This window comes from Cytobacillus sp. FSL K6-0129, assembly GCF_038007625.1.
Taxonomy (GTDB): domain Bacteria; phylum Bacillota; class Bacilli; order Bacillales; family Cytobacillaceae; genus Cytobacillus; species Cytobacillus kochii.
The window spans coordinates 3730680-3745917 of record NZ_JBBOXM010000001.1; the positions used below are offsets into that span (position 1 = coordinate 3730680).

The window sequence follows — 15238 nt, forward strand, 5'->3', positions numbered from 1 at the left end:
ACAGACCTCCTTAAGCTTGTTTAGGTGGCAGACGGTCATCTTTAATTTTCTTATCATTAATTTTAGGCTCCCTCTGCAGTAAATGGTTGCGAATATTTGAACGGTGTAAATAAATGAGCAACAATAAAAATAGGAAGAAAATCCATTCATTTTTTTGTAGTGGTGAAAGGGTGGCATATAAGAAAAGAGCAACCCCTACAGAAATGGAGCCATAGTAAAGGTATTTTGTGATAGAAACCACGGCAACAAAGGTGATATAGGCAATTAGAAATAACCAGATATTCGCGACCAATAGCACACCAGCAGTAGTAGCAATGGCTTTTCCTCCACGAAAGCCAGCGAAAATAGGGAAGCAATGCCCAACAACTGCAAACAAACCAATAATCAGTGGATCACCACCTGTTTGAAGTAACAGGGGGAGTGAAGCAGCAAGTGCACCTTTACCTATATCAATAATTAAAACAGTAACCCCTGCTCTTTTTCCTAAAACCCGAAGTGTATTCGTTGCGCCGGGATTGTTGCTACCATATTCACGAATATCAATGCCAAAGAAAAGTTTACCTACAAGCAAGGCAGTAGGTATCGAGCCAATGAGATAAGATAGTAATAAAATAAATAAGTCCATAGCTAAACTCCTTATCAAGAAAATTCTAACATTACTAATTTTACCATATTAGTCTATGCGAAAATATCCTATAAAATAATAAATAAATATTAAAATAATGTCTATCTTTTTCAAAATGAAAGAAACTATTTAGTGTAAAATAACAGTGTGATAGAGTGGATGACAGAAAATTATAAAAATTTTTTAATCGTCTTAAGAATTACATCATTCAACTAGACTGTTATAAATCAGGGATTGAATAAGTTCTGCAATATCCTCATGGTGAGGAATAACAATTAAGTAATCGGCTTCTTTCTTGAAAGGGACGTTATGTTTTTTGTTTCTTAGTAGTTCCGTAAAACGTTTTTTCTCTCCTTGGATGATATCTGCTCTTCGATTACTAATACTATTCGTCTATTTTAAAAAAATGTAGCTTGAACAAAAGTTAAACCCTCGATAAAGACATTGCTTCAATCTACGGGAAAAAATTATTTCCTAAGGGTTATAAATGCCGATTCTTTTGTAAATAAATCACCCCAACTTAAACAAATAACAAAAAAACACCCCTTTTTGGGATGTTCTTTGTTGTTCTCTTTTAAACATAAACACTGTCACATGTGTTAGCGATTGGTTCATAATAGCAGTGATTTTTAAACTGGCCAGCAAAAGGTTGATTATACCAAGTAGGCGGGCAGGGAGCATATGGATTGAAATACCAGAGTGCATATTTAGCAGGGTGTTCACGCCAATATTTCAAATTTTTCTCGGCGAGTCTTTTTTCTGTGCTCCTTGCTCTGTTGTAAAAGAGGTTCCCCTTCTGCACGGCTTCGAATGAATAATTACCACCTTGCACATGATAAATGACATCCTCGATTGTTCGAACATCTTTAAAGTCAAGACAGTCAGCGATTGCACGATTAACGATTACATTGCCTACGTATAACATTCCTTGCTTTCCTTCACCCTCAGCTTCGGCTCTCATCATCCTTGCCATTAAATCTACGTCGGAACTTGTATAAGCTACTCTCATGCTGTTCTCACCCCATAGTTAAGAATATGAAGATAAAGTGATATTCATGATTGAAAATGTCTAGAACCCATTATTTTGCAAAATATAAGTATAGTCAAGCAGGCTAATTTTTGCTTGAATAAAGCTAGTGAAAATATTTTTATCTTTTGTGTAGGGGAAAGATGATTGTGTAACGTCTATTATGATGGAAGCTAAAAAGGAAAGGGGGAGAGTGACATTAGCGACCAAGTTCTTATCCAAAAAATATTAGATGGCAACGACCATGCTTTCCGATTACTTGTCGAAAAATATCGCAATGAACTTTTTAAAGTTACGTTTGCGGTATTACGTGATCGGAATGCTGCTGAAGATGCCGCACAAGAAGTGTTTTTGAAAATCTATCACTCTCTCCCCCAATATGAGGATCAAGGTTTTAAAACATGGATGAAACGAATCGCCGTCAATCACGCCATTGATATGAAAAGAAAAAAAGAACGACAGCGTGAAGACATAATAGATGTGATTGATTTTGATAGAAGGGAATCTTCACATGGTAATATTGAAACAAAGTTCCTTAGGAAAGAAACGGTAGAGTTAGTAAGACAACGTATCCATCAATTGCCAGAAGGCTATCGACATGTCATTTATGATTTTTATATAAACGAAAAAACCTATCAACAAATGGCAGATGAGCAAAATGTGCAGGTGAAGACCATCGAAACAAAATTATACCGAGCACGTCAATGGATGAAAAAGCATTGGAAGGAGGACGATTTTTCATGAAACATTACAGTTATGAACAATGGACGAAATATGTGAAGAATGAATTAGATGGTGAAGATAAAATTCTTTATGAGGACCACCTCTATACCTGTGATCAATGCTTGGAGGTCTATCTGACGGCAATTGAGGCAGAGGAACTCCCAGATATTATAGATGGAACAGCTTTTACCGACAACATTATGGCCCAATTGCCAAATGAAAATAATAAACAAGATACAAAGAATGAAAATTTCTCTCGCAAAGCCACAGCGTTCTATAAAAAAACAATTTTTCATTATGGGATAGCGGCAGCGATGACTTTAATACTTATGTCAACGGGCTTTTTCCAAACGCTCACACAATATGCTGGTGATGTGGAGAGTAAACAGTTTAAAGAGGATAAAGCATCTATAACAGAAGGAATTATGGATAAAACATTTGCTTGGATGGATACAAAGAAGGAGGAGGATAAAAAATGAAAAACCCTTTATTGGCATTCTTATTAGGTTTTTTCCCTGGAGGAGGTCTTTTATATTTAGGCGTATTCCTCCGCGGGTTGGCCTATCTAATAGGCGAATTTGCCCTTATTGCCTTTACATTTTTCATGCTTTCGGTTGGGGTAGGAGGCGAAATTATACTTGTTGTCTTTGCTGGTGTCATTCTTTATATTATTAATCTCGTCGATACAGCTATTATGGCTTCAAAGTTGCTAAAGAATAAACAAGACCCGTCCTCTAAAGTCGGAGAGGAACTGGACTATGAACGGTTCCGTACTATTCTTTTATCTTTTATTCCAGGGGTGGGACATTTTCATTTAGGATTAATGAATAGAGGGATTACCTTACTAACGGCTTCACTTGGTTTCTGTATTATGGTTTTGTTTGTCGCTTTTTTAACTGATCGTGGAGAGTTTATGGTCTTTCTTTTACTATTCCCAGTAATTTGGGTATACAGTTTCTTTGATGCGATTCAACAATTAAATAAAAAGCAAAAAGGGGAAGAGCTCGTAGACAGAACTTTATTAGAAGATATAGAAAGAGGAAGAGAAGAGGGCCGGAAAAGTAAAGGGCTTGCTACTTTCTTATCTATTTTCCCGGGAGCAGGTCATTTGTATTTAGGACTACAGCGAAGAGGGATTCAATTAATGGCTGCTTTTCTTTTCTCTATCTATATTTTGGACGTTCTGCGTTTAGGGATTTTCTTGTTTCTCATACCAATTATATGGTTTTATAGTTTTTTCGACGGTTTACAAAAATCCTCACGCTATGGGGAAGAAGAGTTAGAAGATGTACCGATTGTTTCTTATTTTGAAAATCATCAAAAATGGTTAGGTATAGGGTTGGTTGTAGTTGGTTTGTATTACATGACAACAAATGTCTTATTGCCGGCTTTTGCACCAAGTATTATTGAAGTGTTGAATATTGACGTCTGGTACTGGTTTAATCGCTATTTCCAAACAGCTATTGTATGTATCGTTTTAATTGGTGGCGGGTTAAAGCTCTTATCTGGAACAAAAGAAAAGAAAAAAATGAAGAAGGGGTGAAGAAAAAATGAGGACATGGAGAGTAGGAACCTTTTCAATGGGGGCATCACTTTTATTTTTAGGCGTATATTTGCTTCTTTCACAAATATTTAAGCTGGATGTCTCGAGTATACTTATTTCATGGTGGCCGATTATTTTTGTTATTTTAGGCGGCGAAATCTTGCTATTTTTATTCTTCTCAAAACAAGAAAAGCCTTACTTAAAGTATGATATCTTTAGCATTTTCTTTGTGGGTGTGTTAGGAACAGTTGGTATTACCATTGCACTTCTTAGTATGACAGGTATTGTTGATAAAGTGAGTGCCAATATGGACCTTGAACATAGGACAGGTGATTTACCAACATTCGATTTTGCTATGAATAATGATGTGAAAAGAGTCGTTGTTGATTCAGGCTCAACTGGCATAAGTGTGGAAGGATCGACAGGAAAGGAACTGTCTGTATTTGGTACCTACACTGCTACCCAATTAGAGAAAAAACCATTAATTACGGATGTTGAAGATTATATGACAACTACTGTAAAGGGAGATACCTTATACATTGCTTTTAAGGAACTACCACGTGAGTCAATCGCAATGTTTCAAAATTATAGTACTTTGGATCCGACACTCGTGATTCCACAAGATGTGACACTAGAAATTGACGGGAATTATAACGAAATTACGATGAAGCCTCGTCAACTAACAGCAGATTGGGACGTGAATAACAGTTCTGCAGTGAATGTGTACATGAGTAAAAACAGTAATGCCGAGCTTGTTATATCAGATGTTGGTGACCTTAACTCTGAAAAAGAACCAAATAATATCGTTTTTACAGAAAAACAGGATGAATATGATGAACAACAGAGAGTAGAGAAAGCCATGCTTAAGTATGGCGATGGTAAATACACCATTTCAATCAATAATAGTGATTACATGCAAATAAAAGATAAAGAGTGATTTGAGGAGAAGCCGGCTTACAGTCGGTTTTTTTTGTTTTCTTAAACTTCAAGATGTTAAAATGAATTATTAAAAGCGTAGTTAGGAGAACAATTGATGACGACGATGGAATGGGAACGACTAGAAGGGGTATATAACTTCAGAGATATCGGAGGACTTGTTACGAGCAACGGACTAAGAATGAAATCAGGTCTGCTTTACCGATCAGATGAACTGTCTCGTTTGACTGAAGCGGATATGAATCTTTTTCGAAAGTTGAATATAAAAACAATCTGTGACTTAAGAACGGTGTCAGAAGGAGAATCAAAGCGAGCGAAAATTCATGAAGAACAAAATCTCTCAGTAGTAAAAATTCCTATTCAAGACCCTAGTTGGGAATTGACGCGAAAAGGGATGCTTAAATTTTTACTAACTGGTGCGAGACATATGAACTTTGAAGAGTTGATGCTTAAAATGTATCAGCATATGGCGTTCGGTTGTCAAAGGGAAATTAAACAAATCTTTGATCTGACAGTTGAAAAGGAGCACGCTCCACTGCTTATTCATTGTACAGGAGGTAAAGACCGGACAGGTTTTATGTCATCGTTAATTCAATTAACAGCGGATGTTCCATACGATATGGTCATGAAAGAATACCTCCAATCCAATGAATTGATTGCGCCCAGAATGAAGAAAACCGCAAAAGCACTAAAGATAGCTAGCCTTTTCCGTTTGAAGGAAGCAGATATTCAACCAGTGCTTGAAGTACGAGAAGCTTATCTTGAACAAGCCTATAAAGCCATATTTTCTAAATATGATACAATCGAGGACTATCTTATGAAGGAGTGCTCAGTTGAGAGCGAGGTTATAGAGAAATTAAGAAGAAGGTTATTGGATTGATTAGATGATACGGAGAATGGTGGGAAGATGCCTTTTGGGGTGAAAGACTTCTCATTTTCTCCGTTCTATGTATTTTTACTTACTCTCTTTGTAAAAAATTATAAGTAAATAAGACTGAATATTTTTACTTTAATATTATATCTTCTATACACCCTTTTTATATTCTCTTCAAGTTCCTCCTTTATCATTTGATTCGAAAGATAAAATAAAGGAGTTGGGGAATTTGAAGAAAGTATTACTTTTCTGTTTACTAGCGACAGTGATTTTTGTGACTTTGCCTTTTGGTGAGGCTGAGGCAAGTAGGAAAGAAAAAGAAATTGCGAACGTAGCGCATCGGGGAGCTTCGGGCTATGCACCAGAAAATACAATCGCAGCATTTGATTTAGCTGTTGCGATGGGTGCAGATTATATTGAGATTGATGTGCAAAGAAGTAAGGATGGCAAGTTAGTCATTTTACATGATACGACAGTCGACCGCACAACTGATGGAACTGGCAAAGTAGGTGACCTCGATTTTAAGGAGTTAAGACAACTAGATGCTGGTAGCTGGAAAGGTGAGGAATTTGCAGGAGAGAAAATTCCTAGTTTCGATGAAGTCCTCGATCGTTATAAAGGAAAAATCGGTATTCTCATTGAACTGAAAGCACCCGAGTTATATCCTGGTATCGAGAAGCAAATGACGAAAGCATTAAAGAAACGGAAGATGGATAAACCGAAAAGAGAAGAAGTGATTGTCCAATCCTTTAACTTCGAATCTATGAAACTGGCAAATAAATTATTACCAAGAATGCCTATTGGCGTATTAACTTCCTCTCCTAACGATGTTAGTGATGAAGCGCTCAAAGCATTTCGGAAATATGCTGATTATTTTAACCCGAGTATCGGTCTTGTGAATGAAGAACTCGTCAAAAAGGTGAGAAAAAACAAAATGAAAATCCAGTCTTGGACTGTTCGTACACCTGAAGCAGCACAATTCTTAAAAGAAATGAAAGTGGATGGCATTATTACTGATTATCCGGATTATGTATATTAAATAGTGGGGCAAGGGCGTTCTCAAACGTCTTTGTCTTTTTTAATTTCCAGAAAAGTAATTTATAGTAAAAATATTTAATGTTACGGTATACTTGAACAAAGTCAAGGAAGAAAGGTGTGATAAGGAATGCTTGCAAATGAACATTTATATTTAAGAAAGATGACTGTGGATGATATACCCATTTATCATAAATGGCGAAATGATTTAGATGTGATGACTTTTACGAGTTTAGATTTAGATAGATATACATATGAAGAAACAAAGGAGTTCATTGAGACAGTCATTCTCGGGGCGACGGATTCTAAATGCTATATCATTGAGGAGAAGAGTCATCAACGTCCAATCGGCATCATCTCATTAGTGAATATAGACATGAAAAATCGTAATGCTGAACTCATTATCGATATTGGTGAAAAAAATGAATGGGGTAAAGGTGTTGGTACGAGCGCCGTTCAAATCCTCTTAGAATATACTTTTATGGAGTTAAATCTTCACCGCCTTTCATTGAGGGTTTTTTCATTAAATAAGAGAGCACACCATGTTTACGAAAAATTAGGATTTATTGAAGAAGGTCGTGTGAGGCAATGTTTATTTAGAGAAGGCAAATGGTTTGATATGATCCATATGGTCTATTACAGGAGGAATATATGAACAGGAGGACAGTATGAATATAAGGTCGTACAATCAACAAGATAAACAAAGAATCTTGCAATTATCATCTCGTTTGAGTGAGATTTCCTTTCTAGAACACCGTGATTCCGAGCAGATGCAGCAAAAACAATTGGAAATGGCACAGGCCTCCATTGATGAGAATAGTGATAATATATTTGTCGCAGAAGAAGAAGGTGTGTTTTTAGGATATATTGAATGTAAGGAAGAAGAGGATTATTTTTCAAAAGAAAAGCTAGCGTATATATCTGCTATCGCGGTCACTGCTGAAGGTGAGGGAAAAGGAGTTGGTAGGCAGTTGATGCGTTTTGCAGAAACTTGGGCACATGAAAGAGGAATCAAAGTCCTCGTTCTAGATGTGTTTTCCGAGAATCAACGTGCCGTCCAATTTTACGAACATATCGGGTATTCGCAAGAAATTGTGAAGATGACAAAAGTAATCGGGGGTTAATAAAGTGAAAGAAATCTATATCGTCAGACATTGCCAAGCAACAGGACAAGCACCTGATGCTGAACTAACCACAACGGGTCAGCAACAAGCAGAAGAGTTAAAGGCATTCCTTCAAGACATGCCAATTGATTGTATCCTCTCTAGTCCATTTTTACGTGCGACACAAACGATCGAACCGTTAGCTGAAAAAATCGGCGTTACAGTAGAAGTGGATAAACGTTTATCCGAACGTGTGCTGAGTACAACAAGCTTAGATGATTGGCAAGATAAGTTAAAGGCCACTTTCGATGATCTAGATTTATATTTTGCTGGTGGTGAATCAAGCAGGCAAGCGATGGACCGAATCTCTCAAGTCGTAGAGGAAATACGAAGCAGTGAGGCCGAGCGCACAATAATCGTAGCCCACGGAAATATTATTGCTTTACTACTAAAACAGTATCATGCTTCATTCGGGTTTGACGAATGGAAAGAATTATCGAATCCTGATGTTTATAGATTAAGAGAAAAACCCCGTGGATTTAGTGTAGAGCGGATATGGGTAAGGTGATTCATTTTGTCACATCTACTAGCGATTATTTTTTTAATTCTCTGTTTTTATAGCACGCTCACTTATTTCGAGTATGTCATCAAGAAGGAATTACGAGAAGCGAGACAAATGAAGATAATGGCACTGCTTTCGTTATTTATGACGATTGCTGTTTGGTTTTTGGGTGGTTAGGAGAAGATGTATGACACCAATATTTAAACAAATTTTAATAGAGTTAGAGAAGAGGAACAAGACAGCCCCTTTCATCATAGCCATCGACGGCTTTGGAGGAGCAGGAAAAACCACATTTGCGAAAAAGCTACAGCAATACTTAACACCCAATTACAATGTGAAGCTTTTTCATTTAGACAATGCTATCGAACCTGCAGCTAGGAGGTATGGTACCGGCTATGAAGAATGGTTTGAATACTATTATTTATAGTGGGACATAAAGGAGATAAGTAATCAGTTTTTTACTAGAGTGAAAGAATGTGAGCGCAAAGCCTTTTTTCCTTTTTATGATGAGGGGAAAGACCGGACCATGATGCAATCGTATTCCATTGACTCTTTTGACATTATTCTTATCGAAGGTGTGTTTATTCAGAGAGAAGAGTGGCGACCATTTATTGACTATAGTATATTCTTGCATGTTCCTAAAGATGTCAGGCAAATCAGACTTATGGAGAGAGATAATGGCAGTAAGGATTTGTTACTTAAGTATCAGCGGCGTTATTGGCGTGCGGAAGATTATTATTGGACAACGGAGAAACCGCTTGAAGGATCTTCTCAAGTGGTGTTAGAAAATTGAAAATCAAGAAGGTGCAGAATGGAATTTCCTTTCGGAGACGGGATGTCGATTGTTTTACCTCCAATACCATATACCATTGCAATAATTGTAATTATTTTTTTATTAGTATGTTGGGCAAAAAAACTTGAAACGGAAAAAATTAGAATTTTATTTTATTTTATAATCAGTACTTATGTGCTACCGATTTATACAAGTTCTAGTGAAGAGGGATATTTTCAACTTTTCATACCAATCGGTTTTATCTTTATTCTTCTTCATTTAAAAACATCAAGGAAGTATCATCCCTCGAAATTAAAAGCCAGTATACTAGGTTTCAGTATAGCGGTGTATCAAATGGTGCTTCCATATATATAGCTACCTATTTACTACTGAAGAAGGTTACTCTTTATCAGCAAAGAATAACCTTCTTTCTCATTTATTCCTCAGAAAAAACAAATCTTTCTTTCAGTGGACGTCCTTCATTGCCTTTTTCTGTCCAGGTGATTTCAACTTCAAGTTCTGTTGCTTTTTCAGCTAGGATAAAGTTTGCGAAATTGTATGGGGAGCTATTATTTAATTGTGCGGCAAGCGTATGCTTTTGATCTTCTGAAATTTGCTTGCAATCTAATGCTCCCGGACAACCTTGTAGGGCATACTTTGTTGTGGATTTTGGTTCATTTCGGTACATTGAAATTTCAGCAGTTACGAGGTTGTTCTCTCCCATGTTTTCAACTTTCAAAGACCGTGTATCATAATGACCGAACTTGGATTGCTGTTTTGGATTATCGTCCACACCCTCACTTATTTCCACGGACCAACGTTGAGATGATTGCTCGACGGGTAAGGTGTCGAAGGTAAGGGCACTAACATTTGATACAAGGCCAATATAGATGAAAATGAAAAGTAATATGACCATTCTTCTTTTTTTACGCATATTGAACAGCTCCTTTTGTAATAAGATTCTTTTTATTATGTCGTTAGCTGAAAGGAATATTCTTCTAAAAGTAGAAATATAAAGTTAAATAAAAGAAGGGATACGACTGGTGAATGGTCAGGTTGAGGCAAGCAGGTGTATATGTCAGAATACGTCACGGATGCAACTGTTCGTTCAAAAGGAAATGGTGGAAAGCTAATGCAATTGGCGAAACATGGAGCGGGCTATATTTGTCTTGAATCAGCCTAGTCACGAAAAGTAGCTCATCGTTTTTATGAAGAAAAACTGGACTTTCCTAAATGGTGCTATTCTTTCGGAGAAGAATGATAAAGGAGGTAAACTATGATTATAGGGATTCATCATGTACAATTAACGATTCCAAAAGGAGCAGAAGAAAAAGGCAAGCAGTTTTATTGCGAAGTTCTGCAATTAAAGGAGATTGAAAAACCAGCTTCATTGAAAGGGAGAGGTGGATTTTGGTTACAGGTAGGTGACCGTGCTGTCCATGTTGGCACTGAGAATGGATTTGACAGAACGACTACAAAGGCACATATCGCTTATGAAGTAGATAATCTATCTTTTTGGAAGGAAGTATTATCGCAGCAAAACATTAGTTTAATAGAGGGTGTCCCTATTCCAGGTTTTGACCGCTTTGAATTTAGAGATCCGTTCGGCAATCGTGTAGAAATGATTGAAGAGATTAGTAAATGATGCCGTTGATGACTGAAAGATGTGTATTAACTCCGCTCTCTATGAAGCATCTTCCCACAATGGTGAAATTGTATCGGAATGCCGAGGTCCGGGAGTATCTTGGTGGGATAAGGACAATTGAAGAAGTAAAGGAGCAAATGGAGAATATGTTGATGAACTTATCATCGTATTATTGGATCGTATCAGATAAGCATACACATCATCACTTAGGATTTATCGCTCTTACCCCCCACCATTGTAAGGCGGATATAGAAATCTCTTATCAATTTTTCCCCGATGGTTGGGGGAAAGGGTATGCAAGTGAAACCGTTCATGAAGTGTTGATGTATGCCTTTTCTACTCTTAACGAGCAAAAGGTTGTCGCTGAAACACAAGTAGCTAACAAGCGGTCGTGTCAACTTTTAGAAAAACTTGGTTTCACTATTGATTGTTATATTGATCGTTTTGGAGCAAGGCAAGTGATTTATAAATTAGAAAAAAGCTTAAGTTGTAAGGTGTTTGCTAGAAACACGAGCCCCATTAAAGAAGGAAACAATCGCTAAAAAGATGATGAGCCCAGCAATATAAAGGTAGATGTCCCTAGTTGGTAATGGCAAAGAGGCAAATAAAATCCCTAAAGGCATCGTTATTCTTAAAAAGAGGAGGCGGATGGCACTTAATTCTACTAATTGATCCCTAGGAGCCACTCTTTGGAAAATGGCTACACTTTGTGCGTTGAATAATGGGAATAGTAAGCCACCGAGTAGCTCGGAAACCAATGCAAAGGTTATGGATGGTGTGAGAGACAATAGCATAAAAGAGAGCTCTCCCCCAAACAACCCGAGATAAAGCGTTACATTGTTCTTAGGTAACTTCGCTAACAAGAATGTCCCTAGTACATAACCAAGTGGAAAAGCAGCGGCAAATAGGGCATACTCCCAGGAAGTGCCGCCTAATTCTTCACGAAAAAATGGAATCTTTATCACCATTGTTGCTCCTACAGCAAACTGCACCGCTGAAGAGAGAAGGGTTAACTTCCATAAAGGAGGATAAGAAAAGAAGGTTTGATAGCCTGCTACGAAGGCTGTTAGCCAACTTTTTTTATTTTTGTTAACTGATGACCTTGTTGTTGTGTATGGCAATTGGTGTATTGCAAAAGCGCTGAGAAGAAAGAGCAATGTTGTGAGTAGATAAAGAAAGTGTAGAGGGAAGACGAGTAAGAAAAAAGAAGCGATTCCTGGTGCGATAAAGCTCATTAACCTTATCGTTGCATCGAGCGAACTGTTGGCTGAAACAAGCTTGTTATCTTCACAATATATGGGTATTAACGCGAATGAGATACTAGCATAGATTGGTTGCAATATACCGATTGTACATTGCAGAATGACAAGCAATACTATGGTTATATTATTTATGCCTACTATGCTTCCTAATAGAGGTAAAAGATAGACAGCTGAGCGGAAGAGTTGGATGACAAATAACATTTTTTCTTTATTGATATTGTTTAAAAACGGGACACTCAAGCTTTGAATAAAGAGTGAAGGTAGGAAATAGCAGAGCCACATGGTTGCCATCCATTCCTTTGAACCTGTCAGCTCATAGAGTAATAAGCCATTAATAATTCCCCCGATGGCCCCACCAAATTCAGAGATTAAATTTCCTAACCATAATATTTTAAATGACCGCGTATGTAACATGAATTGATTCCTTTCCTTATAATGGATAAGTAGATTGTCTATATTCTATATTTTTAGAATTATTTATTCAATATATTTCGAATAAAAAGAAAAGGAATTTGTGTTTACTAAATAGAATATTTTTAAGAAGAGAATGTATCATTTAACTTTTAATGAGAGGCTTTAACTATGCGAATGACCCCTATGAGAAGGTGGACATAGGTAAAGTTAGGCAAGGGAAGAGAAGTGATAAGGATGGAAATTAACTTAATCAGACATGGCGCCTCCATTCATAAAGAGAATAAACGAATAAATGGGCAGCAGTATCGTTCGTGGGTAGAAGCTTATGATGAATCCGGAGTCGAACCAATGGAACAATATCCAGCACTGACAATCGAAAAGATTCAAAAAGCACATACATTGCTGACGAGTGATTTGTTACGTGCGACGGCGACTCTTCATTATTTAGCTGTTAATCAAAGTTATGCAGCTCATGCTCTTTTTCGGGAGGCAGAGCTTCCTCATATTTACTTAAGTAAGTTTATAAGGTTAAAGCCAAAACATTGGACACTCTTTTTAAGAATCGCATGGTTTTTAGGTGCCAAACATAGGTGCGAGTCTTATTGTGAAGCTAAAGAGAGAGCTATTGCCGCGGCTGATTTTCTCATTAATGAAGCGCGAGAAAAAGGATCGGTTTGTTTAGTCGGACATGGCATATTCAATCGCCTCATGGCTAAAGAGTTAGAAAAACGACAGTGGCACGGAATGATTCATCACACGCATTGGAGCTGTAGTACTTATATTTTGCCAAAGGGGGATACAATTGAAGCTTAAATATAGTCGGTTCATTTTCATGATAGTTTTACTTTTCGGATGCACAAAGGAAGCTGATTTTGAAGAATTTAAGGAAGAAATGTTAGCTAAACAATCTTCCTATCAAACTCATGTAGTGGCATATGAAGAAGCAAAGGAAGATAATCAAGCAGAAGAGATGTTAAAGGAACTAGAAATTTTATATACAGAGGCAACGAAGCTATCAAGTTTATACAGCCAATATCCGCCACCTGAAAATCTAACTGAAAGTATGTTATCCGTATTTGAAGGGGCGAGTGCCGACCTCTCTACAGCTTTCTCATTAAAGGCGGAGGTACATCAATTAGAGAAAGAAGTTTTAAAAACGGGATTAGATCAACAGGATGACATCAACCGATTAAAGACGGAAGCCAATGAGTTTGAACAATCAGGATTGAAAAAGCTTGATCGAATCGCAAGTTCATAATGGTAAAATTCATATAGTTTTCAAAATTATGTTATAATTAATGGGACCAATCGAATGAGAGGTGGCAATATGTTTCGACGAAAATTGATTGCAGCTTCCATTACAAGCGTGCTTTATCCACTGACCTTAAATCCTCATTTCATAGAATTAGAATTCCTTGGACTTGTTATGATGTATAGTCTTCCAGTCATTTATATCTATGGAATAGCGACTTCCCTCGTTAGTGATTGGCTTGCCAGTTTACTTGCTAAAAAGAAAAATAAGATAGTTATCTTCCTTACCTTTCTCTTCCATACTATATTTGGACTCGTTCTCCTACATATTAGTTTAATTGCCGCATGGTTGTTTTTTGTTATCGATCGTTTGTTAAAAAGGAAGCAGGAAAACTATCAAACGAAGACAGCGCTTTTAAGTTTTCTTTTACCGATATGCTTTTTTATATTCTTTCTAGTGTTGATCAGGATTTAATGAAAGGGGAGGTTAAATGGGCGCAAGATCACAGGAACAGCAGGTAATCGTATATGGTAAAAAAGAAATCACAATAAGGTTTGTTTTAAATATTTATGGCATTTTCGTTATTTTAGGTTTTATTTTATCGATATTTACCTCTCCCATTTCATTGAACGAGCAATTACAATTTGTTTATCATACAGAACATTTATTGAAAGAAGAAAAGGTTATCCAACTCATTATATTTTTGGTAATGGGTGCTGTGATTTATTTTCCGGCGACTAATATTTTTTATCATCAACTAAGTAAACGTGAAGAAAACAGTGAGATAGATTCAGCCTCAGCTTAAAGAAATTATTTAGGCTGGGTATGGTCACTATGTTCTTTTTCATCTCGATCCCTATTCTCCATTGTTTCTTCTTGTTCATCGGTGTAAGCTCGTTGCTCATTACTTTGGCTATTTTTCTGTCTTAAATAATCGGAGCGCTCACCGTAATAAATGAGGTCAAAAATTGCCCGACCGTTAGTAGGTTGCCCATCTGGCAAATAAACAGGGACAATATCAAAAAATACATAATAAAAGCAATAAAAGATAAATGTTTGCCAGAAAATATTATTTGGTAAGATCCCTTCTAATACAAGCGAATTAGCAATAATCGCGCAACCACCTGTCGTTAAAATAGGAGAAGCATATATGAACCCGTGCCAAAAGCGCCCGCTCGGATTTAATTCTTCATACTCCATCCAGCTATTCATAAAGAAGTATCTTCTCACTTCGATAGTAGGTATTTTAAATAATACCGGCCCACTTCCAATCACTAGTTTCTTTTCTTTACTCCCTAAAATGGTCGCTGCTAGGTAATACCCAAACTCTCGAACGATTGTTGTTAATGGCAAAATGATAATGGCAGATAATAAAAGTCTAAGCCAATCAAAAAGGTCAAACACGATATATGCACACTCCCTAGCAAAAATATATAGTTTCTATTTAGGCTCATTTATCATGAAT

General features: G+C 36.9%; 23 protein-coding genes. 18 read left to right on the forward strand and 5 right to left on the reverse strand.

Features of this window, described 5'->3' with window-relative positions:
• Nucleotides 1-10: 10 nt before the first annotated feature.
• Both plsY and MHI57_RS18900 read right to left on the reverse strand, forming a co-directional pair.
• On the reverse strand, nucleotides 11-625 hold the full coding sequence (gene plsY, locus MHI57_RS18895; protein ID WP_095370658.1) for a glycerol-3-phosphate 1-O-acyltransferase PlsY: 615 nt from the start codon (nucleotides 623-625) through the stop codon (nucleotides 11-13).
• A gap of 574 nt (nucleotides 626-1199) precedes the next feature.
• Nucleotides 1200-1634: a cell wall hydrolase gene (locus MHI57_RS18900; protein WP_095370657.1), complete on the reverse strand. Its 435-nt coding sequence runs from the start codon at nucleotides 1632-1634 to the stop codon at nucleotides 1200-1202.
• A gap of 216 nt (nucleotides 1635-1850) precedes the next feature.
• Between MHI57_RS18900 and MHI57_RS18905 the strand changes: the two genes are divergently transcribed.
• The 12 genes from MHI57_RS18905 to MHI57_RS18960 all read left to right on the forward strand — a co-directional run bounded on the left by MHI57_RS18905 (nucleotide 1851) and on the right by MHI57_RS18960 (nucleotide 9221).
• Nucleotides 1851-2396 (forward strand): RNA polymerase sigma factor, encoded by a 546-nt coding sequence (locus tag MHI57_RS18905; protein WP_445293222.1) that lies wholly within the window; start codon nucleotides 1851-1853, stop codon nucleotides 2394-2396.
• The gene (locus MHI57_RS18910; RefSeq protein ID WP_095370655.1) at nucleotides 2393-2854 is read left to right on the forward strand and encodes a hypothetical protein; all 462 of its coding nucleotides are present in this window, start codon (nucleotides 2393-2395) and stop codon (nucleotides 2852-2854) included. Before MHI57_RS18905 ends, MHI57_RS18910 begins: the two co-directional genes overlap by 4 nt.
• Entirely contained in the window at nucleotides 2851-3918 is a 1068-nt protein-coding gene (locus tag MHI57_RS18915) for a hypothetical protein (protein ID WP_095370654.1), read from the forward strand. Before MHI57_RS18910 ends, MHI57_RS18915 begins: the two co-directional genes overlap by 4 nt.
• A gap of 7 nt (nucleotides 3919-3925) precedes the next feature.
• The gene (locus tag MHI57_RS18920) at nucleotides 3926-4855 is read left to right on the forward strand and encodes a hypothetical protein (RefSeq protein ID WP_340977758.1); all 930 of its coding nucleotides are present in this window, start codon (nucleotides 3926-3928) and stop codon (nucleotides 4853-4855) included.
• Between the two features lie 96 nt (nucleotides 4856-4951).
• Complete coding sequence (locus MHI57_RS18925; RefSeq protein WP_095370652.1) at nucleotides 4952-5734, forward strand: tyrosine-protein phosphatase; 783 nt, start codon at nucleotides 4952-4954, stop codon at nucleotides 5732-5734.
• Nucleotides 5735-5957: 223 nt separating this feature from the next.
• Complete coding sequence (locus MHI57_RS18930; RefSeq protein WP_095370651.1) at nucleotides 5958-6767, forward strand: glycerophosphodiester phosphodiesterase; 810 nt, start codon at nucleotides 5958-5960, stop codon at nucleotides 6765-6767.
• Between the two features lie 126 nt (nucleotides 6768-6893).
• On the forward strand, nucleotides 6894-7418 hold the full coding sequence (locus MHI57_RS18935; protein WP_340977760.1) for a GNAT family N-acetyltransferase: 525 nt from the start codon (nucleotides 6894-6896) through the stop codon (nucleotides 7416-7418).
• Between the two features lie 13 nt (nucleotides 7419-7431).
• Nucleotides 7432-7887, forward strand: coding sequence for a GNAT family N-acetyltransferase (locus tag MHI57_RS18940; RefSeq protein WP_095370649.1), 456 nt, complete (start codon nucleotides 7432-7434; stop codon nucleotides 7885-7887).
• A 4-nt stretch (nucleotides 7888-7891) separates the two neighbouring features.
• Complete coding sequence (locus MHI57_RS18945) at nucleotides 7892-8434, forward strand: histidine phosphatase family protein (RefSeq protein WP_307315225.1); 543 nt, start codon at nucleotides 7892-7894, stop codon at nucleotides 8432-8434.
• Nucleotides 8435-8440: 6 nt separating this feature from the next.
• Nucleotides 8441-8605, forward strand: a complete 165-nt coding sequence (locus MHI57_RS18950) for a hypothetical protein (protein ID WP_157733803.1) — start codon at nucleotides 8441-8443, stop codon at nucleotides 8603-8605.
• Nucleotides 8606-8615: 10 nt separating this feature from the next.
• Nucleotides 8616-8855 (forward strand): hypothetical protein, encoded by a 240-nt coding sequence (locus tag MHI57_RS18955; protein ID WP_340977764.1) that lies wholly within the window; start codon nucleotides 8616-8618, stop codon nucleotides 8853-8855.
• 99 nt (nucleotides 8856-8954) lie between these two features.
• A complete protein-coding gene (locus MHI57_RS18960) occupies nucleotides 8955-9221 on the forward strand; it encodes a hypothetical protein (protein WP_340977765.1) in 267 nt (88 codons plus the stop codon).
• Nucleotides 9222-9636: 415 nt separating this feature from the next.
• Here MHI57_RS18960 and MHI57_RS18965 read toward each other — a convergent pair whose 3' ends face one another.
• Nucleotides 9637-10134 (reverse strand): hypothetical protein, encoded by a 498-nt coding sequence (locus MHI57_RS18965; protein WP_307315209.1) that lies wholly within the window; start codon nucleotides 10132-10134, stop codon nucleotides 9637-9639.
• 342 nt (nucleotides 10135-10476) lie between these two features.
• On the opposite strand from MHI57_RS18965, the gene MHI57_RS18970 reads away from it, so the two are divergent.
• Nucleotides 10477-10845, forward strand: a complete 369-nt coding sequence (locus tag MHI57_RS18970) for a VOC family protein (RefSeq protein WP_340977768.1) — start codon at nucleotides 10477-10479, stop codon at nucleotides 10843-10845.
• Nucleotides 10842-11387, forward strand: coding sequence for a GNAT family N-acetyltransferase (locus tag MHI57_RS18975; RefSeq protein ID WP_340977771.1), 546 nt, complete (start codon nucleotides 10842-10844; stop codon nucleotides 11385-11387). The genes MHI57_RS18970 and MHI57_RS18975 overlap by 4 nt, the downstream gene beginning before the upstream one ends.
• Here the strand turns inward: MHI57_RS18975 and MHI57_RS18980 are convergent.
• Nucleotides 11328-12521, reverse strand: a complete 1194-nt coding sequence (locus MHI57_RS18980) for an MFS transporter (RefSeq protein WP_340977773.1) — start codon at nucleotides 12519-12521, stop codon at nucleotides 11328-11330. The two genes, MHI57_RS18975 and MHI57_RS18980, sit on opposite strands and share 60 nt — an antisense overlap.
• A gap of 234 nt (nucleotides 12522-12755) precedes the next feature.
• Between MHI57_RS18980 and MHI57_RS18985 the strand changes: the two genes are divergently transcribed.
• The 4 genes from MHI57_RS18985 to MHI57_RS19000 all read left to right on the forward strand — a co-directional run bounded on the left by MHI57_RS18985 (nucleotide 12756) and on the right by MHI57_RS19000 (nucleotide 14578).
• Complete coding sequence (locus tag MHI57_RS18985) at nucleotides 12756-13334, forward strand: histidine phosphatase family protein (RefSeq protein ID WP_322910182.1); 579 nt, start codon at nucleotides 12756-12758, stop codon at nucleotides 13332-13334.
• Nucleotides 13324-13779 carry a hypothetical protein gene (locus MHI57_RS18990; RefSeq protein WP_340977775.1) on the forward strand — a complete coding sequence of 152 codons (456 nt, stop codon included), beginning with the start codon at nucleotides 13324-13326 and terminating at the stop codon, nucleotides 13777-13779. Before MHI57_RS18985 ends, MHI57_RS18990 begins: the two co-directional genes overlap by 11 nt.
• A gap of 69 nt (nucleotides 13780-13848) precedes the next feature.
• A complete protein-coding gene (locus MHI57_RS18995) occupies nucleotides 13849-14247 on the forward strand; it encodes a hypothetical protein (RefSeq protein ID WP_322910181.1) in 399 nt (132 codons plus the stop codon).
• Between the two features lie 16 nt (nucleotides 14248-14263).
• Nucleotides 14264-14578 carry a hypothetical protein gene (locus MHI57_RS19000; RefSeq protein ID WP_322910180.1) on the forward strand — a complete coding sequence of 105 codons (315 nt, stop codon included), beginning with the start codon at nucleotides 14264-14266 and terminating at the stop codon, nucleotides 14576-14578.
• 5 nt (nucleotides 14579-14583) lie between these two features.
• On the opposite strand, the gene MHI57_RS19005 is transcribed toward MHI57_RS19000, so the two are convergent.
• Nucleotides 14584-15177, reverse strand: coding sequence for a hypothetical protein (locus MHI57_RS19005; protein ID WP_180317013.1), 594 nt, complete (start codon nucleotides 15175-15177; stop codon nucleotides 14584-14586).
• Nucleotides 15178-15238: the final 61 nt, after the last annotated feature.